Here is a 24,002-nt window from a genome sequence, read left to right as displayed (position 1 = left end):
GAGACGGTACAAATGAAGTTTGTTGATGAAGCCACGATTCTGGTTGTGGCCGGTGATGGCGGTAACGGGTGCGTCAGCTTCCGCCGCGAAAAATACATTCCACGTGGCGGCCCGGATGGCGGCGATGGCGGCGATGGCGGCGATGTCTACCTGGTTGCTGATGAGAACCTCAATACGCTGATCGATTTCCGCTTTGTGAAATCTTATCGTGCTGAGCGCGGTACTAACGGTCAGAGCAGCGACTGTACCGGTAAACGCGGTAAAGATATCACCATTAAAGTGCCTGTCGGAACACGTGTCCTTGACCAAAGTACTGGCGAAGTCCTGGCCGATATGACTCAAAATGGTCAGGTTAATATGGTCGCTAAAGGCGGTTTCCACGGACTGGGTAACACCCGTTTTAAATCCTCCGTGAATCGTTCACCGCGTCAGAAAACCATGGGCACTAAAGGTGAAGAGCGTGATATCGCCCTTGAGCTGATGCTGCTGGCCGACGTGGGCATGCTGGGGCTGCCAAATGCGGGTAAGTCGACGTTTATCCGCTCCGTCTCTGCTGCGAAGCCAAAAGTGGCTGATTATCCGTTTACCACACTGGTGCCAAGCCTTGGCGTGGTGCGTATGGATCACGAACAAAGCTTCGTGGTTGCAGACATACCTGGTTTGATCGAAGGGGCTTCGGAAGGCGCTGGTCTGGGTATCCGCTTCCTGAAGCATCTTGAGCGTTGCCGCGTTCTGTTGCACCTGATCGACATTGCACCGATCGATGAGTCTGATCCGATCGAAAATGCTAAAGTCATCATCAACGAGCTGAAGCAATACAACGCTAAGCTGGCTGAAAAACCGCGCTGGTTAGTGTTCAATAAAGTTGATCTGATTGAGAAAGAAGAAGCTGAAACGCGTGCAAAAGCAATTGCTGACGCATTGGGCTGGGAGGGTAATTATTACCTCATCTCCGCCGCAAACCGCGAAGGCGTCAATGCATTGTGCTGGGACGTGATGAAATTCATCAACGAAAACCCTAAGCACATGGCAATTGAAGAGGCAGCGCCAGAAAAAGTTGAGTTCATGTGGGATGATTATCACCGTGAACAACTGGCAGAAGTGGAATCTGAAGCCGACGACGACTGGGATGATGACTGGGATGAAGATGACGATGAAGGTGTCGAAATCATTTACGAACGTTAATCCTGCGGATTAACTTTTCATCTCAGTACCAAAGGCTGCCCCTGGCAGCCTTTTTCTTTTTTTTACAAGGCATTAACGGGCATCAGTTGAGTGCCAGTGAGCTTTGAAGTGCAACATGCGGTAACCAGCACTGCGCGCTGAGCCCTGCATTGTCGATACGATTTCGCAATGTCAGCGTACCGCCATGCAGGTGTGCAATCCTGACGACGATATTCAGCCCCAGACCGCTACCCCCATAACGTTGATCGACACGCTTGAAAGCCTGCGTCAGTTCACTGGCTTTCGTCTCATCAATGCCCGGACCCGCATCGTCAATCTGTATCAGAAAGCCGTTATCCTGCGTCACAATGGTAATGTTGATATCGCTTTTTTCCGGCCCGTAGCGGTAAGCATTCTCGACCAGATTACGCACCATCAAACGCAGCAGTACGGCATCACCCTGTATTTCAGCATGCAGTGGCACCTGAATTTTCAGCGTCTGTCCACGTTCATTGAGCATTTCACCCAACTCTTCCCGCAGTGGTTCAACGACATGATTTATCAGATCAACCTGCTGATATTCCCCTTTCGCAAAATTCTGACCTGCGCGGGCAAGCATGAGTAATTGCTCTATGGTATGCATTAACAGGTCGATGCGGCTGATCAGTGTATCACTGCCTTCCACGCCCTTTTTTTGCATTATCTCAAGATGTAGCCGGACGCCAGCCAGCGGAGTGCGTAACTCATGAGCGGCATCGGCAGTGAACAATCGCTCCTGCTGAATCGTCGTAGAAAGTCGTGAAAATAGTTGATTCAGTGCATTAGTCACGGCAACAACTTCCCTGATTTCGCTGTTGAGTGGCAGGGGAGAGAGGTTATCGGCCGAGCGGGTTTCCAGGCGTTTTTGTAACTGGTTAAGAGGACGTATAATCCAGCTGATGGCCCAGAAAGATAACAACAGGGTAATGCTCATCATCAGCAAAGAAGGGGCAATCAGAGAGGCAATGGCTTCGGCAATCTCCTTCTCAACGTGAGCATTGCGGACTTTGGCCGAAAGTGTGTCATTAACCAGCAGGTTAATTTGCTCCTGGCTTTCATGCCAGAGCCAGAAAATACTGGTGAGCTGAGTGACGAACAGGATCAGTGCAAGCATAACCAGCAGACGGCGGCGCATACTGGTCATACGCTCATTTCCAACCTGTAACCGATACCGCGCACGGTTCTTATGGCTTCTTTACCGAGTTTACGGCGCAGATTATGAACATGCACTTCGAGGGTGTTGGAGCCTAAATCATCCTGCCAGGTATAGAGATCCTGCTGGAGCAATTCACGGTTTACCGTCTGTCCGGCACGCATCATCAACCGTGATAAAATAGCGAATTCTTTGGGGGTCACTTCTACCGGCGTATCGCCGAGATAAGCCTGCTGTGAGGAAAGATTAATTTTCAGGTTACCCACGGAAATCTGGTTGTCGCTTTGCCCCTGATATCGGCGGATCAGAGCACGAACACGCGCCTGCAGTTCGACTAAAGCAAAAGGTTTAATCAGATAATCATCGGCGCCTGCATCCAGGCCATCGACCCGGTCTTCGAGTGCATCCCGGGCGGTAAGAATAAGAACGGGCAGGGAGATGTTCTGACGACGCCACTGGCGTAACAGCGTTGCGCCATCTTTATCTGGCAATCCTAAGTCCAGGATCACCAGACTGTACTGGCTGGTTTGGATCAGGCTTTGTGCCTGCGCCGCAGTAGAAGCGCAGTCACAGGCGTAATTTTCACTGGTAAGTGCCAGCATTAATCCCTGCCGTAAAAGTTCATCATCTTCCACTATCAGCAGTTTCATTGTCTGGCACTTCTCCGTGGTTAATTATTTTGGTAAATATCCCTGTAGAGACGACTCTCAAAGCGCACCAGCGGTGCACGACGTGTACGTTGATCTTCAGGGGGAACCGCATAGCCTGAGAGGAACTGCACAAAGGCCATACGCTGGCCGCTGGCTGTGGTGATAAAACCGGCAAGGTTATATACACCTGACAGCGAGCCGGTTTTTGCCGACACTTTGCCGTCCACACCTGCTTCGTGCAGGCCGCCGCGATACTGCAAGGTTCCGTCATGACCCGCTAAAGGCAGCATCGATATAAAATCTAATTCTTTATCGTGCTGGGCGATGTATTGCAGCACCTGCATCATTGTGGCCGGTGACAATAAATCATGACGTGAAAGGCCAGAACCATCCACCTGGATAGAGTTGCCTAAATCCACGCCTGCTTTTTGGCGCAAAACCTGACGAACAGCATCTGAACCCGCCCGCCATGTTCCCGGTACGCCAAAACGCTGATGACCAATGGTACGGAATACCGTATCGGCGATCATGTTGTCTGATTTCTTAAGCATCTGATGCAACAGGTCATGCAGCGGTGCCGATTGGGTTTGCGCCAGTACAGTACCCGCTGGCGTCGGCTGGGTCTGACGTTTCAGCGTACCATCAATCTGGATATCCGCCTGCAGCAGCTCGTCTTTGAGAATCGCACCGGCATAGCTGGCTCCGTCCTGAATAGCGAAAGCCAGCGGTAAAGGCTCGCTGCGTTGTGTCAGACAACCTGTAAGAGTGTATCGGTTGAATTCACCCGGTACGACATCCAGCTCACAATATTGCGCATCCGGTGAGCCTTTTGCCAGCGTGCGGACTTCACTGAACATGTGTACGGGATAATATGAGGCCACGCGGATAAACGCATTTTCGTCAGGTTTAGGTGCACTATACAGTGATACCGAGAAACAGTTTCTGTCGACAATCGCGGCTGCCGGGGGGGCGCTGAAGCATTGGGTGATGTCGTTCCATGGCCATCCCGGAGCTTTATCATGGCTTGCGAACACGGAAGTGTTAATGATCACATCGCCGCTGATTTCTTTGACGCCCTGTTTTTTCAAAACAGCGACCATATTCCGAATATTCTGACGCTTCAGGGTCGGGTCGCCCGAAAAACGCGCGACCAGATCTCCCTTGAGTACACCGTCAGAAACTGAACCTGGCGTTTCGAGTGTGGTAGTGAAGCGGAAATCAGGCCCTAGCTGCAACAGCGCAGCCAGCGCCGTCAGGATCTTCATGGTGCTGGCAGGCAGCGCCATCTGAGTACCGTGATAATCGATCGCAGGTGCAGGGGCACCAATTTTTTGTACCAGGACCGCCAGATTCGTGCCATCAGGCAGATATTCTGTGTAGTTTTCGATCTGAGCCGCATTTGTATTCAGAACAAACGCGCATGCTAATCCACTGACAATTCGTAAAAAACGCATTATTTTGGTAAAGGCTCTGAGTAACGGCAGGATAAATGTGGTGCCATACTACGATGCTACGAACCCAGGCGCAACGTGGCTGAAAGTAAACGATGATCCTCAAGGAACTCTACGTTAAAATACGAATCAAAATGCAAAATGATTCCTGGCCTGGTGGCAACTCCGGGTGAGGTTTTTTTTGTTTTTCGCCAGAGAGAGTCGGTCAAAAGAACTGACTTAATTTCTTACCTGATTCAATCAGGACGGTGTTTACCGAAAGGACCAAGTTAGAGGTAATGAATATATGAAACCGATTCCGATGACATTGCGTGGCGCAGAGAGATTACGTGAAGAACTGGACCATCTGAAGAGCGTCCGCCGCCCGAAAATCATTTCTGATATCGCGACTGCACGTGAACACGGCGATTTGAAAGAGAATGCTGAATACCATGCCGCCCGCGAACAGCAGGGTTTTTGTGAAGGCCGTATCCAGGAAATCGAAGCTAAGCTTTCGAATGCTCAGGTCATTGATGTGACCAAGATGCCTGCCACTGGCCGGGTAATTTTTGGTGCTACCGTGAGTGTCATGAACCTGGACACTGAAGAAGAGCAGAAATACCGTATCGTGGGAGATGATGAAGCTGATTTTAAGCAAAATCTGATTTCTGTGAATTCCCCGATTGCACGCGGTTTGATCGGCAAAGAACAGGATGATGTTGTTGTGATCAAAACGCCGGGTGGTGATGTCGAGTTTGAAGTATTGAAGGTCGAATACCTTTAAAATCTGCATTAAAAAGGGCGAAACGAGACGTTTCGCCCTGTTATTCTCACATTCATGCAGTGAATTGCTTCACAGTAAATTGAAAACTAAAGTAAAAAGGCCTGCTCAGACCTTCCCCTGAACGTGATTTCGTGGCACCTTTCCGAAAATCTACAGCGCTTTTCGTTAAACCTTAATAGATTAACGCGGTAAGATAATTTTGCGGTCTTCGGTGGAAGGGCGATAAAGTACCAGCATATTGCCGATGACTTGCACATTACACGCCTTGGTTTCACGCACAATCGCGTCTACGATCAGGGACTTCGTTTCGCGTTCTTCTGCCGCGACTTTAACCTTGATCAGTTCGTGATGTTGCAGCGCCTGTTCAATTTCGGCGAGCACACCTTCAGTCAGCCCGTTGTTGCCCAGCATAACAACCGGTTTGAGTGGATGCGCGAGGCCTTTCAGGTACTGTTTTTGTTTATTGTTAAGATTCATCGTCTTTTTTGCTTAAGTTGGGATTGAAAACGGGTCATTCTACCGCCATCTCATGTATATCACCAACCCGGACTGCTTCGGGGAGGCAATAATACTGACTTAGCCATAGACGTCATGATGCTAACAGCTTGTTCCAAAAGCTCTAACTCAGGGTGGTTGGAAAACTATATGGTTAATAAATAATGTCTAATAAAAAGCGTTCTGCAAGTTCCAGTCGCTGGTTGCAGGAACACTTTAGCGATAAATATGTGCTGCAGGCACAGAAAAAAGGGCTGCGTTCCCGTGCCTGGTTTAAACTTGATGAAATACAGCAAGGCGATAAGCTGTTTAAACCGGGTATGACAGTCGTGGATTTAGGGGCAGCTCCCGGCGGTTGGTCACAGTATGTTGTGACACAAATCGGTAACAAAGGGCGTATCATCGCCTGTGATATTTTACCTATGGATCCTATTGTTGGAGTCGATTTCCTTCAGGGGGATTTTCGTGATGAATTAGTTCTCAAAGCGTTGCTTGAACGCGTGGGAGAAAACAAGGTTCAGGTGGTCATGTCCGATATGGCCCCTAATATGAGCGGTACTCCGGCAGTCGATATTCCAAAATCGATGTATCTGGTTGAATTAGCATTGGATATGTGTCGGGATGTATTAGCACCAGGCGGAAGTTTCCTGGTGAAGGTGTTTCAGGGAGATGGCTTTGATGAATACCTGCGGGAAATTCGCTCCCTGTTTACGAAGGTGAAGATTCGTAAGCCAGACGCTTCCCGAGCACGTTCGCGAGAAGTGTACATCGTAGCGACAGGGCGGAAACTGTAGTTCCCTAACGCTGTTTGTTAACACAGTTGTAATATGAGGTTAATCCCTTGAGTGACATGGCGAAGAACCTGATCCTCTGGTTAGTCATCGCAGTTGTATTGATGTCTGTATTTCAGAGTTTTGGTCCCAGCGAATCAAATGGTAACAAGGTAGATTACACTACCTTTACAACCGAAGTGGCCCAAGACCAGGTCCGTGAAGTACGTATCAATGGACGTGCGATTGACGTTATCAAAAAAGACAGCAGCAAATACACAACCTATATTCCGGTTAATGATCCTAAATTGCTGGATACGCTGCTGAGCAAAAACGTGAAAGTTGTTGGAGAACCGCCTGAACAGCAGAGTTTCCTGGCGACTATCTTTATTTCATGGTTCCCGATGCTGCTTCTGATTGGCGTCTGGATATTCTTTATGCGGCAAATGCAGGGCGGCGGTGGCAAAGGGGCTATGTCCTTTGGTAAAAGCAAAGCCCGCATGCTGACGGAAGACCAAATCAAAACGACTTTTGCCGACGTTGCAGGCTGTGACGAAGCGAAGGAAGAGGTAAGCGAGCTGGTAGATTACCTGCGCGAACCAAGCCGTTTCCAGAAACTGGGCGGTAAAATTCCTAAAGGCGTTCTGATGGTAGGTCCTCCGGGTACGGGTAAGACCTTGCTGGCTAAAGCGATTGCCGGCGAAGCCAAAGTCCCGTTCTTTACCATTTCCGGTTCTGACTTCGTTGAAATGTTCGTGGGTGTGGGTGCATCACGTGTGCGTGACATGTTCGAACAAGCGAAGAAAGCAGCTCCATGTATCATCTTCATCGATGAAATTGATGCCGTAGGCCGTCAGCGTGGTGCAGGTTTAGGTGGAGGTCACGATGAACGTGAACAGACACTGAACCAGATGCTGGTTGAGATGGATGGCTTCGAAGGTAACGAAGGTATCATCGTTATTGCTGCAACCAACCGTCCGGATGTCCTGGATCCTGCGTTACTGCGTCCGGGTCGTTTCGACCGTCAGGTTGTTGTTGGCTTGCCAGATGTTCGTGGCCGTGAACAAATCCTTAAAGTTCATATGCGTCGTGTGCCATTGGCAACTGACGTTGATGCTTCGGTGATCGCCCGCGGTACACCGGGTTTCTCCGGTGCAGATCTCGCGAACCTGGTTAACGAAGCCGCGTTGTTCTCTGCACGGGGTAACAAACGTGTGGTGTCAATGGTCGAGTTCGAAAAAGCCAAAGACAAAATCATGATGGGTGCTGAGCGCCGTTCCATGGTGATGACCGAATCGCAGAAAGAATCCACCGCCTATCACGAAGCGGGTCACGCTATTATTGGTCGCCTGGTTCCGGAACATGATCCTGTGCACAAAGTGACCATTATTCCTCGTGGCCGTGCATTGGGTGTGACTTTCTTCCTGCCTGAAGGTGATGCGATCAGCGCCAGTCGTCAGAAACTGGAAAGCCAGATTTCTACCTTATACGGTGGCCGTCTTGCTGAAGAGATCATCTATGGTGTAGAGAAAGTGTCTACCGGTGCGTCAAACGACATCAAAGTAGCGACGTCGATTGCCCGTAACATGGTGACACAGTGGGGCTTCTCAGAGAAATTAGGTCCGTTGCTGTATGCAGAAGAAGAAGGTGAAGTCTTCCTCGGCCGTTCAGTCGCGAAAGCTAAACATATGTCTGATGAAACCGCCCGCATCATTGATCAGGAAGTTAAGTCTCTGGTTGAACGTAACTACATTCGTGCGCGTACTTTGCTGATGGAAAACATGGATATCCTTCATTCAATGAAAGATGCCCTGATGAAATATGAAACCATCGATGCACCACAAATTGATGACCTGATGAACCGTACTGAAGTTCGCCCGCCAGCTGGCTGGGACGACGCTAACGGCAAAAACGGTAACAGCAATTCCAGCGACGGCGGTGCCCCGAAAGCGCCAACGCCGGTTGACGAACCTCGTACACCGAATCCTGGTAACACGATGTTTGAGCAATTCAGCGGCAAATAAGCTGTTGATTGGAAAATAACGCTGATAACACTCAACCCCGGGCTTGCCCGGGGTTTTTTATGCGTGCATTCTTTACCACGAAATTTGAAAAGGCCTTTATTGATTGATCAGAAGGGACGTGATTTATGCACCTCACAGCCAGAGAGTCCAGGTTGGACCTCACTTTCCCCCAGGTCATGGGGATCCTGAATGTTACCCCGGATTCATTTTCCGATGGCGGGCGACATAACACACTTGATCTTGCCCTCAGACATGCTCAGGCAATGGTTGATGCAGGCGCATCCATTCTCGACATTGGGGGCGAATCGACTCGTCCTGGTGCAGCAGAAGTCAGTGAGGATGAAGAACTGGCCCGTGTGGTGCCGGTCGTTGAAGCCATTGCACGGCGTTTTGATGTTTGGATCTCTGTTGATACCTCAAAAGCCTGCGTGATCCGGGAAGCGGCACATGCGGGTATGCATCTGATCAATGATATTCGTTCGCTTCAGGAACCCGGTGCGCTACAGGCTGCAGCCGAAACCGGTTTGCCTGTTTGTCTAATGCACATGCAGGGGGAACCCAAAACGATGCAGCATGCCCCGCATTACGATAATGTTGTTGCACAGGTGGAACAGTATTTTGTTGAACAAATTTCACGTTGTGTGAACGCTGGCATTGCAAAAGAGAAATTGCTGCTCGACCCGGGCTTCGGTTTCGGTAAAAATTTAGAGCATAACTATCAGTTGCTCGCACGGCTGGCTGATTTCCATCACTTTGGCATACCGTTGTTAGTGGGGATGTCGAGGAAATCCATGGTGGGGCAACTTCTGCATGTCTCCCCGGAAAAACGGGTTACAGGAAGTGTGGCTTGTGCTGTGATTGCCGCCATGCAAGGTGCCAGGATCGTGCGCGTACATGATGTGAAAGAAACCGTTGAAGCGATGCGTATCGTTGAAGCGACACTTTCTGCAAGGGATAAAAATTAATTATGAGCAACCGTAAATACTTTGGGACAGATGGCATCCGCGGAAAAGTGGGCGATACCCCGATTACCCCTGATTTTGTTCTGAAACTGGGCTGGGCTGCGGGCAAAGTATTAGCACGCCACGGTTCGCGGAAAGTGATCATCGGTAAAGATACCCGCATTTCGGGTTACATGCTGGAATCCGCGTTAGAGGCCGGTCTCGCGGCGGCAGGTTTATCGGCGTCTTTCACCGGCCCGATGCCAACGCCTGCCGTTGCCTATCTGACGCGTACTTTCCGTGCAGAAGCTGGCATTGTCATTTCAGCCTCGCATAACCCTTACTACGACAACGGCATCAAGTTTTTCACTATCGACGGGACCAAATTGCCTGACGAGGTTGAAGAGGCGATTGAAGCAGAGCTTGAAAAACCATTGACCTGTGTTGAGTCCGCCGAACTGGGTAAAGCCAGCAGAATCGTGGATGCAGCTGGTCGGTACATCGAATTCTGTAAAGGAACATTCCCGACAGAGTTGAGCCTGAACGGCCTGAAAATTGTGGTCGATTGCGCTAACGGGGCCACTTACCATATTGCACCCAGTGTGTTGCGTGAACTTGGGGCAAAAGTTATCGCTATCGGCTGTGAGCCGGATGGCATGAACATCAACGAAGAGTGCGGCGCAACGGATGTCCGTCAGTTGCAGCAGCGCGTTCTGGCTGAAAAAGCAGATGTCGGACTGGCATTTGACGGCGATGGTGACCGTCTGATTATGGTTGACCATGAAGGCAACAAAGTTGATGGTGACCAAATCCTTTACATCATTGCGCGTGAAGGGCTTCGTCAGGGGCAGTTGAAAGGCGGTGCGGTCGGCACGCTGATGAGCAATATGGGCCTCGAGCTGGCGCTCAAACAGCTCGGTATTCCCTTTACGCGGGCGAAAGTGGGCGACCGATACGTGCTGGAAAAAATGCAAGAAAAAGGCTGGCGCATTGGTGCTGAAAACTCTGGCCATATCATTCTGCTGGATAAAACCACGACGGGTGATGGCATTGTGGCAGGGTTACAAGTGCTTACCGCCATGGTGCGCAACCACATGAGCTTGCATGACCTCTGCAGCGGCATGAAATTGCTTCCGCAGATCCTGATCAACGTCCGTTTTGCCGGTGAACATGATCCGCTGGAATCTGATGACGTCAAGCAAGTGACGGCAGACGTTGAGAAACAGCTGGCCGGCCGCGGTCGGGTGCTGTTGCGTAAATCAGGTACCGAACCTCTGCTGCGCGTAATGGTGGAAGGGGAAGACGCACAACTGGTGGAAAAACTGGCCAACCGCATTGCTGATGCCGTAAAAGCGGTCAAAGCGTAAGCCGATAAAAAACGGTAAATTTTCGGTGGATTTCTTGCTGCCGGACGTTCGGGCAGCAGGTTTCATGCCGATTTGCCGTTTTTTTCCGCAAACGAACAATTTGATGAAAATTGCCCTTGCACGGCAATACGGCTTTGGTTAGTATTCACACCCGCTTCAGTGGGTCCTTTGATGACCTGCTAAATGGTGAGAAGCAATTGGCATGCGGTGAACCCGCGAGGATACAGGTACTACTATGTACGACGCTCTTCTGGTGATTTTCCTTATCGTAGCAATCGGGCTTGTCGCTCTGGTTATGCTGCAACAAGGTAAAGGCGCTGATATGGGAGCCTCTTTCGGAGCAGGTGCTTCTGGCACATTGTTCGGTTCGAGTGGTTCCGGTAACTTCATGACCCGTATGACAGGCATTTTGGCAGCACTGTTCTTTATCATTAGTTTGATTCTCGGGAACATGAGCACCAATAAAGGCCAAAAAGGCAGTGAGTGGGAGAACCTGAGTCAGCCAGCTAAAACTGAGCAGACCACTACGCCGGCAGCTCCAGCAGCGCCTAACAGTGACGTTCCTCATTAAGCAGTAAACTTCTTTAAGATAGAAGACAGGTTTTGAAACAGTGGCTTGTGCTTGGACAGTATAAGCGATTGTGAAAAAAAAGAGTGCCGAGGTGGTGGAATTGGTAGACACGCTACCTTGAGGTGGTAGTGCCCGAATGGGCTTACGGGTTCAAGTCCCGTCCTCGGTACCAATCTTTATGATAACTTGCTTTTTAGCGGTTATCGGCGTAGTATTTGCCACGTTTTCGGACGCGGGGTGGAGCAGCCTGGTAGCTCGTCGGGCTCATAACCCGAAGGTCGTCGGTTCAAATCCGGCCCCCGCAACCACTTTCCCTAAGTGTTTATTTCAAATAGACTTTCAGTATCTTCCTGTGATGTTCTGCAGCTTCAATTTGAAAACAACACTTTGCGAAAGTTGTACCGAAGCCGCTATGCGGCGAATAGGGTCCAGTTGCATAAAGCCCCGATTTATCGGGGTTTTTTGTTATTTGGCAACAGAATCACTGGGCTATTTAGCCCTTTTTTTATGTCTTGGGGGTGGGCTTGTCCACATTAGAACAAAAATTAACAGAGCTGATTACAGCACCAGTCGAGGCACTTGGCTTTGAGCTGGTGGGCATCGAGTTCGTTCGGGCTCGCCAATCGACGTTGCGCATCTATATTGATAGTGACGCCGGGATCAATGTTGATGATTGTGCTGATGTCAGCCACCAGGTGAGCGCTGTGCTGGACGTTGAAGATCCAGTTACTGTCGCCTACAACCTGGAAGTTTCCTCTCCAGGCCTTGATCGTCCTATGTTCACCGCTGAACATTATCAACGTTTTCTTGGCGATGAAGTCAGTGTTGTTTTGCGTATGGCAGTGCAAAACCGCCGCAAATGGCAGGGCATCATTAAAGCTGTCGAAGGCGAAATGATCACGGTGACAGTGGAAGGGAAAGATGAAGTGTTCGCACTGAGCAACATCCAGAAAGCGAACCTGGTACCCCACTTTTAAAGAGTTTGGAAGAGGCAACTAGGATGAACAAAGAGATTCTGGCTGTTGTAGAAGCAGTTTCTAATGAAAAATCCCTCCCGCGCGAGAAGATTTTTGAAGCGCTGGAAATTGCATTATCAACGGCGACCAAGAAAAAATACGAGCAGGAAATCGAAGTCCGCGTCAGCATTGACCGTAAAACCGGCGACTTTGATACTTTCCGTCGCTGGGTGGCAGTGAACGAAGTGACCCAGCCGACCCGCGAAATCACCCTTGAAGCTGCACAATACGAAGATCCGTCAATCGACCTCGGCGGATATATTGAAGATCAAATTGAATCGGTCACTTTTGACCGCATCACCACACAGACTGCTAAACAAGTCATCGTACAGAAAGTACGTGAAGCAGAACGCGCGATGGTGGTTGATCAGTTCCGTGAGCAGCAAGGTGAAATCGTTACTGGCGTCGTTAAGAAAGTTAACCGCGACAGTATTGCACTGGATTTAGGCAGCAACGCTGAAGCTGTTATCCTGCGTGAAGACATGCTTCCTCGTGAAAATTTCCGCTCTGGTGACCGTATTCGTGGCGTGTTGTATGATGTCCGCCCTGAAGCACGTGGTGCCCAGCTGTTTGTCAGCCGTTCACGAAACGAGATGCTGATTGAACTGTTCCGCATCGAAGTGCCGGAAATTGGCGAGGAGCTGATTGAAATTAAAGCTGCTGCCCGTGATCCTGGGTCCCGTGCGAAAATTGCCGTAAAAACTAACGACAAACGTATCGACCCTGTCGGTGCTTGTGTCGGCATGCGTGGTGCACGCGTTCAGGCCGTTTCCAGCGAACTGGGCGGTGAACGCATTGATATTATCCTTTGGGATGACAATCCTGCGCAGTTCGTTATCAACGCAATGGCACCGGCAGACGTCGCTTCCATCGTAGTTGATGAAGATAAATGCACCATGGATATCGCCGTTGAAGCCAGCAACCTGGCACAGGCGATTGGCCGTAATGGCCAGAACGTGCGTTTGGCTTCCCAATTGTTGAAACAGCATCGTGGTGATGACAAGTGGGAACTGAACGTGATGACAGCAGACGACCTGCAAGCCAAACATCAGGCTGAGGCACACGCTGCGATTGATACCTTTACCAAATACCTGGCCATTGATGAAGATTTCGCCACGGTGCTGGTTGAAGAAGGTTTCTCTACGCTTGAAGAACTGGCTTATGTGCCAGTTAATGAATTGCTTGAAATCGACGGCCTGGATGAAGACACCGTGGATGCGCTGCGCGAACGCGCAAAAGAAGCGCTGACCACGCTGGCTTTAGCTCAGGAAGAAAGTCTCGGTGACAAAAAGCCTGCTGACGATCTGCTTAACCTGGCGGGTCTGGAACGTAGTATGGCATTTAAACTGGCTGCACAAGGGGTTTGTACGCTGGAAGATCTTGCCGAGCAAGGTGTCGACGATCTGGCTGATATTGAAGGTCTTACTGACGAGCAGGCTGGTGAACTTATCATGGCCGCGCGCAATATCTGCTGGTTTGGCGACAACGCGTAATAAACTGTAGCAGGAAGGAACAGCATGACAGATGTAACTGTAAAATCGCTGGCGGCAGAAATTCAGACTCCGGTTGATCGCCTGGTACAGCAATTTGCTGATGCAGGGATCTCGAAGTCCGAAGCTGACTCTGTGACCCAGCAAGAAAAAGAAACTTTATTGGCGCATCTCAATGGTGGAAACCCAGGTGCGACAAACAAACTGACGTTACAACGCAAAACGCGTAGTACACTGAATATTCCGAGCACCGGCGGGAAGAGTAAATCGGTGCAAATCGAGGTCCGCAAGAAACGCACTTATGTTAAACGTGATATGACCGAGGCAGAACAAGCCCAGGCAGAAGCGGAAGAGCAGGCGAAGCGTGACGCGGAAGAACAGGCACAGCGTGCAGCAGCAGAGCAAGCCCAGCGCGAAGCTCAGGAAAAAGCCAAACGCGCCGCCGAAGAGCAAGCTAAACGTGAGGCCGCTGATAAAGCTAAGCGTGACGCAGCGGAAAAAGATAAAGTGACCAATCAAAATACCGATGAAGTAACCAAACCAGCTCAGGCAGATAAAGCACGCCGTGAAGCTGAAGCCGCAGAGCTGAAACGCAAAACGGAAGAAGAAGCCCAGCGTAAGATTGAAGAGAACGCCAAACGCGTTGCAGAAGAAGCCCGTAAAATGGCTGATTCTGGCGTCTGGACTGAAACTGTTGCGCCGAGCGAATCAGAATCTGCTGACTACCATGTCACCACTTCTACGCATGCACGTGCGGCCGAAGACGAGAATGATGCCAAAGTTGAAGGCGATCGTCGTAGCCGTACCCGCGGTGGCAAAGCGACTAAACAGAAAAAAGGCAACAAGCTGTCCGAATCTAAAGCGGATCGCGAAGAAGCCCGTGCTGTTGGCCGTAATGGTAAAGGCAAACGCAAACCAAGCACGCTGCAGCAGAGCTTCAACAAGCCTGTGGTTGCCGTAAACCGTGATGTCGTGGTGGGCGAAACCATTACTGTTGCCGAACTGGCAAACAAAATGGCCGTCAAAGGTTCTCAGGTCATCAAAACTATGATGAAACTGGGCGCTATGGCGACCATCAACCAGGTTATTGATCAGGAAACTGCTCAGCTGGTTGCAGAAGAAATGGGTCATAAAGTTATCCTGCGTCGTGAGAACGAGCTGGAAGAAGCGCTGATGAGCGATCGTGACACAGGTGCTTCCGCAGCTGCTGAGCCTCGCGCTCCGGTTGTGACCATCATGGGCCACGTTGACCACGGTAAAACTTCATTGCTCGACTATATTCGTTCCACGAAAGTCGCCGCAGGTGAGGCCGGTGGTATTACTCAGCACATCGGTGCTTATCACGTAGAAACTGAAAACGGCATGATTACCTTCCTGGATACCCCGGGACACGCCGCGTTTACTTCTATGCGTGCTCGTGGTGCTCAGGCAACAGATATCGTGGTTCTGGTTGTTTCCGCTGATGACGGCGTGATGCCGCAAACCATCGAAGCTGTTCAGCATGCGAAAGCGGCTGGCGTGCCAATCGTTGTTGCGGTAAACAAAATTGATAAACCAGATGCTGATCCGGACCGTGTTCGTACCGAATTGTCTCAGTACGGCGTTATGCCGGAAGAGTGGGGCGGCGAATCTCAGTTCATCCACGTTTCTGCGAAAGTCGGTACTGGTATCGACGATCTGCTGCAAGCTATCTTGCTGCAGGCCGAGGTTCTGGAACTGAAAGCGGTGCGTAGCGGTATGGCAAGTGGTGTTGTGATCGAGTCCTTCCTGGACAAAGGTCGTGGTCCGGTTGCTACCGTGCTGGTTCAGGAAGGTACGCTGAACAAAGGCGACATCATTCTGTGTGGCTTCGAATATGGCCGTGTCCGTGCGATGCGTGACGAAATGGGCCGTGACATTACGTCTGCGGGTCCTTCTATCCCTGTCGAAGTGCTGGGTCTGTCCAGTGTGCCGGCTGCGGGTGATGAAGTTACCGTTGTACGTGATGAGAAAAAAGCACGTGAAGTTGCGCTGTATCGTCAGGGTAAATTCCGCGAAGTTAAACTGGCTCGTCAGCAGAAATCTAAACTGGAAAACATGTTCGCGAACATGACCGAAGGTGAAGTTTCTGAACTGAACATCGTTCTGAAGTCAGATGTCCAGGGTTCTTGTGAAGCAATCTCTGATGCCTTGCAGAGCCTGTCCACCGACGAAGTTAAAGTTAAGATCGTTGGTATGGGTGTCGGTGGTATCACCGAAACTGATGCGACACTGGCTGCTGCTTCTAACGCGATCATCCTCGGCTTCAACGTCCGTGCAGATGCGTCTGCCCGCCGCGTTGTTGAAAGTGAAAGCCTGGATCTGCGTTACTATTCCGTTATCTATAACCTGATTGATGAAGTCAAACAGGCAATGAGCGGTATGTTGGCGCCAGAATACAAACAGCAAATCATTGGCCTGGCTGAAGTTCGTGACGTATTCAAGTCACCTAAATTCGGCGCTATTGCAGGTTGTATGGTGACTGAAGGTATGATCAAGCGTAACAACCCAATCCGTGTGCTGCGTGAAAACGTGGTGATCTATGAAGGCGAACTGGAATCCCTGCGTCGCTTCAAAGATGACGTTGCTGAAGTCCGTAACGGCATGGAATGTGGTATCGGCGTTAAGAATTACAACGATGTGCGTACTGGTGATGTGATCGAAGTCTTCGAAATCATCGAGATCAAACGTACTATCGCTTAACGTTTGCGAAGTCGCTGATATCCAGATGGGGGCCTTGCGCCCCCTTATTTGTCTGGAGCAAGTAAGGAGAAAGCCTCATGGCAAAAGAATTTAGCCGTACTCAGCGCGTCTCTCAGGAGATGCAAAAAGAAATCGCCATCATCTTACAGCGTGAAGTCAAAGACCCACGCGTAGGCATGGCGACAGTTTCAGGCGTAGAAGTCTCACGCGACCTGGCATATGCCAAAGTGTTCGTCACCTTCCTGGATGTGCTGACCACTGATAATCACGATCCTGATCGTGTCAAAAATGGCATCAAAGCCTTGCAGGACGCGTCAGGTTTCATTCGTACGCTGATCGGTAAAGCGATGCGTTTACGTGTAGTACCGGAGCTGACTTTCGCTTACGACAACTCTTTGGTTGAAGGTATGCGTATGTCCAATCTGGTGACTAATGTCGTGAAGAACGATGCTGAACGCCGTTCCGCTGCAGGCGATGACGAGGAAGCATAATGAGTCGCCCACGTCGCCGCGGCCGTGATATACACGGTGTTCTGCTACTGGACAAATCTTTAGGCTTGTCTTCTAACGATGCCCTGCAAAAGGTTAAACGCCTTTATAACGCTAACCGCGCAGGCCATACCGGCGCGCTTGATCCTTTGGCCACCGGTATGCTGCCACTGTGTTTAGGCGAAGCGACTAAATTCTCCCGGTTCCTGCTTGATTCGGACAAACGCTATCGCGTGATTGCCCGCATGGGGCAACGCACCGATACGTCAGATGCTGAAGGTGCCATCATTTGTGAACGTGAAATGACGTTCACCCGGCAACAACTTGACGACGCACTCGACAGTTTCCGCGGGGAAACTCAGCAAATTCCTTCCATGTATTCCGCATTGAAATATGAAGGGAAAAAGCTGTACGAATATGCCCGTCAGGGCATCGAAGTTCCGCGAGAATCACGCAGCATTACGGTGTATGAATTGCAATTTATACGCTGGGAAGGCTTTGACGTTGAGCTGGAGATTCATTGCTCAAAAGGCACTTACATCCGCACTATCGTCGATGATCTTGGTGAGAAGTTGGGTTGTGGTGCGCATGTGACTTATCTGCGTCGTCTGCAGGTGGCAACTTATCCTTCAGAGCGAATGGTCACCCTGGAAAAACTCCATGAGCTGATCGCTCAGGCAGAAGAGCAGGGTATTGAGCCGCGCTTGCTGCTGGATCCTTTGTTGTTGCCGATGGATAGCGCATGTGAAGACTTCCCGGAAGTGAACCTGTTACCTATGGTGGCCGGATATGTCAAACAGGGCCAACCTGTTCAGGCATCAGGTGCGCCCGTCAGCGGTATGGTTCGCATCACTGAAGGCGAAGAACGTAAGTTTATCGGTGTAGGAGAAATTGATGATGAGGGTCGTATTGCACCTCGTCGTCTGGTTGTTGAATACACCGATTAAGCGCTTTCTGCTTACCTTGCGATCATATATAGCAAAGGGTAGAATAGCGCAGCTTATGCATTGGGTTGCTGAATTAGAGATCGGCACCCGTTTAATTATCTATAATATTTTGGAGTAAGATTATGTCTCTAAGCGTTGAAGCTAAGGCTCAGATCGTTTCCGACTTCGGTCGCGGCACTAACGACAGTGGTTCTACCGAAGTTCAGGTTGCTCTGCTGACTGCTCAAATTAACCATCTGCAAGGTCACTTTGCAGAACACAAAAAAGATCACCACAGCCGTCGTGGTCTGCTGCGTATGGTTTCTCAGCGTCGTAAACTGCTGGACTACCTGAAGCGTAAAGATGTAGCACGTTACACCAGCCTGATCGAACGTCTGGGTCTGCGTCGCTAATCAAGCGAGTTTCAGTGTAAAGGGGCCAATAGGCCCCTTTATTCTAGGAAGCGCAGCCAAATCAGGGTACTGTATGGCTGCGGTTTCTACTGTTATTCTAAGAACATGAACTTCCGTTACAGATGTTTTCGCGCGGCTAATGAGAGACTTTATTACCACATTGCCAGGTATATAAGGATTGTCATTAGTCGCGAGAATGTAGTGAGAAGCTCGGATATTTATCGGCGTGAACTGCTGTCATAACAGCTGCGCGTCATACAAAAGGATATTACATTGCTTAATCCGACTATTCGTAAATTCCAATACGGCCAGCACACCGTTACGCTGGAAACCGGCATGATGGCTCGTCAGGCTACTGCCGCTGTTATGGTTAGCATGGACGATACTGCGGTATTCGTGACCGTTGTTGGCCAGAAAAAAGCTAAACCAGGTCAGAGTTTCTTCCCGCTGACGGTTAACTATCAGGAGCGTACTTACGCTGCTGGTCGTATCCCGGGCAGCTTCTTCCGTCGCGAAGGCCGTCCAAGCGAAGGCGAAACACTGACCTCACGTCTGATTGACCGCCCGATTCGCCCGCTGTTCCCGGACTCCTTCCTGAATGAAGTTCAGGTTATCGCGACTGTGGTTTCCCTGAACCCACAAGTTAACCCTGACATCGTTGCGATGATCGGTGCATCTGCTGCCCTGAGCCTGTCTGGTATTCCATTCAATGGCCCGATCGGTGCGGCACGCGTTGGTTATATCAACGACCAGTATGTTCTGAACCCAACCGCTGATGAGCTGAAAACAAGCCGTCTGGATCTGGTTGTGGCAGGTACTCAGGGCGCGGTTCTGATGGTTGAATCTGAAGCTGAAGTACTGAGTGAAGATCAGATGCTGGGCGCGGTCGTCTTTGGCCACGAACAACAACAAATTGTTATCGACAACATCAACTCATTGGTTGCTGAAGCCGGTAAGCCAAAATGGGACTGGCAGCCAGAAGCCGTTAACGCTGAGCTGCATGCTCGCGTCGCTGCACTGTCTGAATCCCGTCTGGGTGATGCGTACCTGATCACCGAGAAGCAAGAACGTTACAACCAGATCAATGTCATCAAAGCTGACGTTGTTCAGGCTCTGCAAGCTGAAGACGAATCCCTGGATGCTGGCGAAATTTCTGACATCCTGGGCAGCATCGAGAAGAATGTGGTTCGTAGCCGTGTGCTGCGTGGCGAGCCGCGTATCGATGGTCGCGAAAAAGACATGATCCGTGGTCTGGATGTGCGTACTGGCGTTCTGCCACGTACCCATGGTTCTGCTCTGTTCACCCGTGGTGAAACTCAGGCGCTGGTGACTGCAACGCTGGGTACTGCCCGTGATGCACAGAACCTGGATGAGCTGATGGGCGAAAAAACTGACAGCTTCCTGTTCCATTACAACTTCCCTCCGTACTCAGTCGGTGAGACCGGGATGGTGGGCTCGCCAAAACGCCGTGAGATTGGCCATGGCCGTCTTGCTAAACGTGGCGTGCTGGCGATGATGCCAAAACCAGAAGACTTCCCGTACACCGTGCGTGTGGTTTCTGAAATCACTGAATCCAACGGTTCATCCTCAATGGCTTCTGTTTGCGGCGCATCTCTGGCCCTGATGGATGCAGGTGTTCCGATTAAGGCCGCTGTTGCCGGTATCGCAATGGGTCTGGTTAAAGAAGGCGAAAGCTTTATCGTTCTGTCCGACATTCTGGGTGACGAAGATCATCTGGGCGACATGGACTTTAAAGTGGCCGGTAGCCGCGACGGTATCACCGCGCTGCAGATGGACATTAAAATCGAAGGTATCACCCGCGAAATCATGCAGGTGGCTCTGAACCAGGCTAAGGGTGCGCGTCTGCATATCCTGGGCGTGATGGAACAGGCTATCAGCACTCCACGTGGCGATATCTCTCAGTTTGCTCCGCGTATTCACACCATCAAGATCAGCCCGGACAAAATTAAGGACGTGATCGGTAAAGGTGGTTCTGTGATCCGTGCGCTGACCGAAGAAACCGGCACCACGATCGAAATCGAAGATGACGGTACTGTGAAAATCGCAGCAACCGACGGCGAGAAAGCGAAATACGCTATTCGTCGTATCGAAGAGATCACTGCTGAAATCGAAGTGGGTCGTATCTATCAGGGTAAAGTGACCCGTATCGTAGACTTTGGCGCATTTGTTGCCATCGGCGGCGGTAAAGAAGGTCTGGTGCATATTTCTCAAATCGCTGACAAGCGTGTAGAGAAAGTGACTGATTACCTGCAGATGGGCCAGGAAGTTCCGGTTAAAGTTCTCGAAGTTGACCGTCAGGGTCGTGTGCGTCTGAGCATCAAAGAAGCTACCGCACCTACTCAGGACGAAACAACTGAGCAACCTGCAGCAGAATAATCTGTAACAGAAGTTTTACAGCTCCTTTCCATCTGGAAAGGAGCTGTTCGTCTCACGGACGCAGGACGCGTTTGTGTTAAGCAAGCGGATGACAGGATGTTCATCCAATGTTTGTCTCCGGGAGTAGAAATGAAGCCTTTCTTGCGCTGGTGTTATGTTGCGACAGCACTTATGTTGGCAGGATGCAGCAACCATGATTGGCGTAAAAATGAAGTTCTGGCGATTCCGTTGCAACCGACGTTGCAGCAGGAAGTCATCCTGGCACGCATGGAACAAATACTTGCCAGTCGGTCATTAACCGATGATGAGAGAGCACAGCTATTATATGAGCGCGGTGTGCTGTATGATAGTCTCGGGCTAAGAGCACTGGCGCGAAATGATTTTTCACAAGCGCTGTCTATTCGTCCTGATATGCCAGAAGTTTTTAACTACCTGGGGATTTACTTAACGCAGGCAGGCAATTTCGATGCTGCCTATGAAGCGTTTGATTCTGTACTAGAGCTTGATCCAACTTACAACTACGCGCGTTTGAACCGAGGTATCGCACTGTATTACGGTGGCCGATTCTCGTTAGCGCAGGATGATCTGCAGGCGTTTTATCGAGACGATCCAAATGATCCCTTCCGTTCGTTATGGCTTTATCTTGCGGAGCGAGAAATCAATCCGAAGGATGCCGAGGTAGCGCTTCAACAGCGTTATGACAAAGCGGACAGAGGGCAATGGGGATGGAATATCGTCGAATTCTACCTGGGCAAAATCAGCGAATCTACGCTGATGGAACGCCTCAAGGCAGAAGCAACGGATAACACTTCGCTCGCTGAGCATCTCAGTGAAACTGACTTCTATTTAGGTAAACATTACCTAAGTCTGGGGGACAAGAACAGCGCTGCGGCACTGTTCAAACTGACGGTAGCTAACAACGTTCATAACTTTGTTGAGCACCGCTATGCATTGTTGGAATTGGCGCTTTTGGGCCATGAGCAAGACGACCTATCAGAATCGGACCAGCAATAGCTGACGACACCAATCAGCCTTTTAAATCATGGTATTTACCATTTTTTAGCGCCTTTACGGGCGAGGGTTGCTTTGTTCGTTTTATAATCTAATTTGAGCCGGTTCACACTTTTCAATGAAAATGACTGAAAATTTTCTCGACGAGTTATGTAGACTGGCTGCCATTATTAATGAGGCACGTGTACATGACTACTGAGCTTGAAACCTCTTTTGCTGACCTGGGGCTGTCTGCTCCGATCATTTCTGCCCTGACTGATTTGGGCTACGAAAAACCTTCACCAATCCAGGCTGAGTGTATTCCTCACCTGTTAAATGGCCGCGACGTTCTGGGCATGGCTCAGACAGGTTCCGGTAAAACAGCCGCATTCTCTTTACCGCTGCTGCATAACATTGATGCTTCACTGAAAGCACCACAAATTCTTGTTCTGGCCCCGACCCGCGAACTGGCGGTTCAGGTTGCTGAAGCAATGACCGATTTTTCTAAACACATGCATGGCGTGAATGTGGTTGCCCTTTATGGCGGCCAGCGCTATGACGTCCAGTTGCGCGCTCTGCGTCAGGGACCACAAGTTGTTGTGGGTACTCCGGGTCGTCTGCTGGACCATCTGAAACGTGGCACGCTGAACCTCTCTAACCTGAGCGGCCTGGTGCTGGACGAAGCTGATGAAATGCTGCGTATGGGCTTCATCGAAGACGTCGAAACCATCATGGCGCAGATCCCGGCTGAACATCAGACCGCGTTGTTCTCTGCAACCATGCCAGAAGCTATCCGTCGTATTACCCGTCGCTTCATGAAAGATCCTCAGGAAGTGCGTATCCAGTCAAGCTTGACCACGCGCCCTGATATCAGCCAGAGCTACTGGTCTGTTTACGGTCTGCGTAAAAACGAAGCATTGGTACGTTTCCTGGAAGCAGAAGATTTTGATGCGGCGATTATCTTCGTACGTACCAAAAACGCGACGCTGGAAGTGGCTGAAGCACTTGAACGTAGCGGCTACAGCAGCGCTGCGCTGAACGGTGACATGAACCAGGCCCTGCGCGAGCAGACTCTGGAACGTCTGAAAGATGGCCGTCTGGACATTCTGATCGCAACCGACGTGGCAGCACGTGGTCTCGACGTAGAACGTATCAGCCTGGTGGTTAACTACGACATCCCGATGGACTCAGAATCTTACGTTCACCGTATCGGTCGTACCGGCCGTGCAGGCCGTGCAGGTCGCGCACTGTTGTTCGTTGAGAACCGTGAGCGTCGTCTGCTGCGTAACATTGAACGCACCATGAAGCTGACCATTCCGGAAGTTGAAATCCCAACTGCAGAAGTTCTGGGCGAGCGTCGTCTGGCTAAGTTTGCAGCGAAAGTTCAGCAACAACTGGAAAGTAGCGATCTGGATCAATACCGTGCGCTGCTGGCAAAACTGCAACCTGCAGAAGAGCTGGACGTTGAGACACTGGCTGCGGCACTGCTGAAAATGGCACAGGGTGAACGCCCTCTGATCGTTGCAGCGGATCCGGTCTTCAAAAGCCGCCCACCACGCCGTGAATTCGAAGAACGTGGCGACCGTGGTGATCGTCGTGACCGTCCGGCCCGCAGCAATGACCGCCCTGCACGTGATGGCGATAGCCCGCGTCGTGAGCGTCGTGACGCTGGCGAAATGGAGCTGTATCGTATCGAAGTGGGTCGTGACGATGGCGTTGAAGTTCGTCACATCGTTGGTGCTATCGCTAATGAAGGCGACATCAGCAGCCGTTACATCGGTAACATCAAACTGTTCGGTACGCACTCTACTATCGAATTGCCGAAAGGTATGCCGGGCGAGATCCTGTCTCACTTCACCCGTACACGTATCCTGAATAAACCGATGAACATGCAACTGATCGGTGATGCGGTGCCACAGGCTCCACGTCGTGATCGTCCGGCCGGTGCTGGCGGTGAGCGTCGTGGTAATGGTGCTCCGCGTCCGTTCAACGGTGAACGTCGTGAAGGTGGCCGTGGTAACGGTGCTCCACGTTCTTTCAGCGGTGACCGTCGTGAAGGTTCTGCAGCCGCAGGTGATCGTCGTCCGCCAAGCCGCGCACCACGTCGTACTTCTGACGCATAATCTGCTTTCAGTTCGCTGATTTTCAGATAATAAAAAACCAGCCTCCGGGC

21 protein-coding genes and 2 tRNA genes are annotated in these 24,002 nt (G+C 50.6%); 19 read left to right on the top strand and 4 right to left on the bottom strand.

From position 1 onward, the window contains the following. The first annotated feature begins 12 nt into the window (after positions 1 to 12). The gene (gene cgtA / locus EVX52_RS15755) at positions 13 to 1,185 is read left to right on the top strand and encodes an Obg family GTPase CgtA (RefSeq protein ID WP_129954321.1); all 1,173 of its coding nucleotides are present in this window, start codon (positions 13 to 15) and stop codon (positions 1,183 to 1,185) included. 82 nt (positions 1,186 to 1,267) lie between these two features. Here the strand turns inward: cgtA and pmrB are convergent, their stop codons facing one another. From pmrB to dacB, 3 genes are read right to left on the bottom strand one after another with little or no spacing between them, the layout of a single operon-like run. Beyond that, a complete protein-coding gene (gene pmrB / locus EVX52_RS15750) occupies positions 1,268 to 2,347 on the bottom strand; it encodes a two-component system sensor histidine kinase PmrB (RefSeq protein WP_129954323.1) in 1,080 nt (359 codons plus the stop codon). Beyond that, positions 2,344 to 3,006 carry a two-component system response regulator PmrA gene (gene pmrA, locus EVX52_RS15745; protein WP_129991636.1) on the bottom strand — a complete coding sequence of 221 codons (663 nt, stop codon included), beginning with the start codon at positions 3,004 to 3,006 and terminating at the stop codon, positions 2,344 to 2,346. The genes pmrB and pmrA overlap by 4 nt, the downstream gene beginning before the upstream one ends. A gap of 20 nt (positions 3,007 to 3,026) precedes the next feature. Continuing rightward, positions 3,027 to 4,460 carry a serine-type D-Ala-D-Ala carboxypeptidase gene (dacB, locus tag EVX52_RS15740; RefSeq protein WP_129954327.1) on the bottom strand — a complete coding sequence of 478 codons (1,434 nt, stop codon included), beginning with the start codon at positions 4,458 to 4,460 and terminating at the stop codon, positions 3,027 to 3,029. Positions 4,461 to 4,743: 283 nt separating this feature from the next. Between dacB and greA the strand changes: the two genes are divergently transcribed. Then, positions 4,744 to 5,220 carry a transcription elongation factor GreA gene (gene greA, locus EVX52_RS15735; RefSeq protein ID WP_129954329.1) on the top strand — a complete coding sequence of 159 codons (477 nt, stop codon included), beginning with the start codon at positions 4,744 to 4,746 and terminating at the stop codon, positions 5,218 to 5,220. A gap of 180 nt (positions 5,221 to 5,400) precedes the next feature. Here greA and yhbY read toward each other — a convergent pair whose 3' ends face one another. Next, positions 5,401 to 5,697 (bottom strand): ribosome assembly RNA-binding protein YhbY, encoded by a 297-nt coding sequence (gene yhbY / locus EVX52_RS15730; RefSeq protein ID WP_013573813.1) that lies wholly within the window; start codon positions 5,695 to 5,697, stop codon positions 5,401 to 5,403. Between the two features lie 182 nt (positions 5,698 to 5,879). Here yhbY and rlmE point away from each other — a divergent pair, with 182 nt between their 5' ends. The 17 genes from rlmE to EVX52_RS15645 all read left to right on the top strand — a co-directional run bounded on the left by rlmE (position 5,880) and on the right by EVX52_RS15645 (position 23,952). Next, positions 5,880 to 6,509, top strand: a complete 630-nt coding sequence (rlmE, locus tag EVX52_RS15725; protein ID WP_014333696.1) for a 23S rRNA (uridine(2552)-2'-O)-methyltransferase RlmE — start codon at positions 5,880 to 5,882, stop codon at positions 6,507 to 6,509. Between the two features lie 56 nt (positions 6,510 to 6,565). After that, positions 6,566 to 8,509, top strand: coding sequence for an ATP-dependent zinc metalloprotease FtsH (gene ftsH, locus EVX52_RS15720; protein ID WP_129954331.1), 1,944 nt, complete (start codon positions 6,566 to 6,568; stop codon positions 8,507 to 8,509). 125 nt (positions 8,510 to 8,634) lie between these two features. Continuing rightward, positions 8,635 to 9,474, top strand: coding sequence for a dihydropteroate synthase (gene folP, locus EVX52_RS15715; RefSeq protein WP_129954333.1), 840 nt, complete (start codon positions 8,635 to 8,637; stop codon positions 9,472 to 9,474). 2 nt (positions 9,475 to 9,476) lie between these two features. After that, positions 9,477 to 10,817 carry a phosphoglucosamine mutase gene (gene glmM, locus EVX52_RS15710; protein ID WP_129954335.1) on the top strand — a complete coding sequence of 447 codons (1,341 nt, stop codon included), beginning with the start codon at positions 9,477 to 9,479 and terminating at the stop codon, positions 10,815 to 10,817. A 235-nt stretch (positions 10,818 to 11,052) separates the two neighbouring features. After that, complete coding sequence (gene secG, locus EVX52_RS15705; protein WP_129954337.1) at positions 11,053 to 11,388, top strand: preprotein translocase subunit SecG; 336 nt, start codon at positions 11,053 to 11,055, stop codon at positions 11,386 to 11,388. Positions 11,389 to 11,473: 85 nt separating this feature from the next. Continuing rightward, positions 11,474 to 11,560, top strand: a tRNA-Leu gene (locus EVX52_RS15700). Between the two features lie 59 nt (positions 11,561 to 11,619). After that, a tRNA-Met gene (locus EVX52_RS15695) sits at positions 11,620 to 11,696 on the top strand. A gap of 216 nt (positions 11,697 to 11,912) precedes the next feature. Further along, on the top strand, positions 11,913 to 12,365 hold the full coding sequence (gene rimP / locus EVX52_RS15690; protein ID WP_014411570.1) for a ribosome maturation factor RimP: 453 nt from the start codon (positions 11,913 to 11,915) through the stop codon (positions 12,363 to 12,365). Positions 12,366 to 12,388: 23 nt separating this feature from the next. Continuing rightward, positions 12,389 to 13,897 (top strand): transcription termination factor NusA, encoded by a 1,509-nt coding sequence (gene nusA / locus EVX52_RS15685; protein WP_013573819.1) that lies wholly within the window; start codon positions 12,389 to 12,391, stop codon positions 13,895 to 13,897. 24 nt (positions 13,898 to 13,921) lie between these two features. After that, a complete protein-coding gene (gene infB / locus EVX52_RS15680; RefSeq protein ID WP_129954339.1) occupies positions 13,922 to 16,615 on the top strand; it encodes a translation initiation factor IF-2 in 2,694 nt (897 codons plus the stop codon). 77 nt (positions 16,616 to 16,692) lie between these two features. Beyond that, a complete protein-coding gene (rbfA, locus tag EVX52_RS15675) occupies positions 16,693 to 17,106 on the top strand; it encodes a 30S ribosome-binding factor RbfA (protein WP_014333704.1) in 414 nt (137 codons plus the stop codon). Next, entirely contained in the window at positions 17,106 to 18,050 is a 945-nt protein-coding gene (gene truB, locus EVX52_RS15670) for a tRNA pseudouridine(55) synthase TruB (protein ID WP_129954341.1), read from the top strand. Before rbfA ends, truB begins: the two co-directional genes overlap by 1 nt. A gap of 122 nt (positions 18,051 to 18,172) precedes the next feature. Further along, entirely contained in the window at positions 18,173 to 18,442 is a 270-nt protein-coding gene (gene rpsO, locus EVX52_RS15665) for a 30S ribosomal protein S15 (protein WP_014333706.1), read from the top strand. Between the two features lie 273 nt (positions 18,443 to 18,715). Continuing rightward, positions 18,716 to 20,839 carry a polyribonucleotide nucleotidyltransferase gene (gene pnp, locus EVX52_RS15660; protein ID WP_129954343.1) on the top strand — a complete coding sequence of 708 codons (2,124 nt, stop codon included), beginning with the start codon at positions 18,716 to 18,718 and terminating at the stop codon, positions 20,837 to 20,839. A gap of 129 nt (positions 20,840 to 20,968) precedes the next feature. After that, a complete protein-coding gene (gene nlpI / locus EVX52_RS15655) occupies positions 20,969 to 21,853 on the top strand; it encodes a lipoprotein NlpI (RefSeq protein ID WP_129954345.1) in 885 nt (294 codons plus the stop codon). 115 nt (positions 21,854 to 21,968) lie between these two features. Further along, on the top strand, positions 21,969 to 22,049 hold the full coding sequence (gene yrbN, locus EVX52_RS25770; protein ID WP_096335046.1) for a protein YrbN: 81 nt from the start codon (positions 21,969 to 21,971) through the stop codon (positions 22,047 to 22,049). Continuing rightward, positions 22,039 to 23,952 carry a DEAD/DEAH family ATP-dependent RNA helicase gene (locus tag EVX52_RS15645; RefSeq protein WP_129954347.1) on the top strand — a complete coding sequence of 638 codons (1,914 nt, stop codon included), beginning with the start codon at positions 22,039 to 22,041 and terminating at the stop codon, positions 23,950 to 23,952. Before yrbN ends, EVX52_RS15645 begins: the two co-directional genes overlap by 11 nt. Positions 23,953 to 24,002 lie beyond the last annotated feature (50 nt).

It is taken from the genome of Rahnella sp. CFA14(1/10), assembly GCF_004195095.1.
In the GTDB taxonomy this organism is placed as follows: domain Bacteria; phylum Pseudomonadota; class Gammaproteobacteria; order Enterobacterales; family Enterobacteriaceae; genus Rahnella; species Rahnella perminowiae.
This window is presented reverse-complemented; position numbering and strand designations above follow the sequence as displayed.

Bases quoted from the DNA above. Each gene is read 5' to 3' on its own strand.
- cgtA (WP_129954321.1), top strand. From the start codon at position 13: ATGAAGTTTGTTGATGAAGCCACGATTCTGGTTGTGGCCGGTGATGGC.
- pmrB (WP_129954323.1), bottom strand. From the start codon at position 2,347: ATGACCAGTATGCGCCGCCGTCTGCTGGTTATGCTTGCACTGATCCTG.
- pmrA (WP_129991636.1), bottom strand. From the start codon at position 3,006: ATGAAACTGCTGATAGTGGAAGATGATGAACTTTTACGGCAGGGATTA.
- dacB (WP_129954327.1), bottom strand. From the start codon at position 4,460: ATGCGTTTTTTACGAATTGTCAGTGGATTAGCATGCGCGTTTGTTCTG.
- greA (WP_129954329.1), top strand. From the start codon at position 4,744: ATGAAACCGATTCCGATGACATTGCGTGGCGCAGAGAGATTACGTGAA.
- yhbY (WP_013573813.1), bottom strand. From the start codon at position 5,697: ATGAATCTTAACAATAAACAAAAACAGTACCTGAAAGGCCTCGCGCAT.
- rlmE (WP_014333696.1), top strand. From the start codon at position 5,880: ATGTCTAATAAAAAGCGTTCTGCAAGTTCCAGTCGCTGGTTGCAGGAA.
- ftsH (WP_129954331.1), top strand. From the start codon at position 6,566: ATGGCGAAGAACCTGATCCTCTGGTTAGTCATCGCAGTTGTATTGATG.
- folP (WP_129954333.1), top strand. From the start codon at position 8,635: ATGCACCTCACAGCCAGAGAGTCCAGGTTGGACCTCACTTTCCCCCAG.
- glmM (WP_129954335.1), top strand. From the start codon at position 9,477: ATGAGCAACCGTAAATACTTTGGGACAGATGGCATCCGCGGAAAAGTG.
- secG (WP_129954337.1), top strand. From the start codon at position 11,053: ATGTACGACGCTCTTCTGGTGATTTTCCTTATCGTAGCAATCGGGCTT.
- nusA (WP_013573819.1), top strand. From the start codon at position 12,389: ATGAACAAAGAGATTCTGGCTGTTGTAGAAGCAGTTTCTAATGAAAAA.
- infB (WP_129954339.1), top strand. From the start codon at position 13,922: ATGACAGATGTAACTGTAAAATCGCTGGCGGCAGAAATTCAGACTCCG.
- rbfA (WP_014333704.1), top strand. From the start codon at position 16,693: ATGGCAAAAGAATTTAGCCGTACTCAGCGCGTCTCTCAGGAGATGCAA.
- truB (WP_129954341.1), top strand. From the start codon at position 17,106: ATGAGTCGCCCACGTCGCCGCGGCCGTGATATACACGGTGTTCTGCTA.
- rpsO (WP_014333706.1), top strand. From the start codon at position 18,173: ATGTCTCTAAGCGTTGAAGCTAAGGCTCAGATCGTTTCCGACTTCGGT.
- nlpI (WP_129954345.1), top strand. From the start codon at position 20,969: ATGAAGCCTTTCTTGCGCTGGTGTTATGTTGCGACAGCACTTATGTTG.
- yrbN (WP_096335046.1), top strand. From the start codon at position 21,969: ATGAAAATGACTGAAAATTTTCTCGACGAGTTATGTAGACTGGCTGCC.
- EVX52_RS15645 (WP_129954347.1), top strand. From the start codon at position 22,039: ATGACTACTGAGCTTGAAACCTCTTTTGCTGACCTGGGGCTGTCTGCT.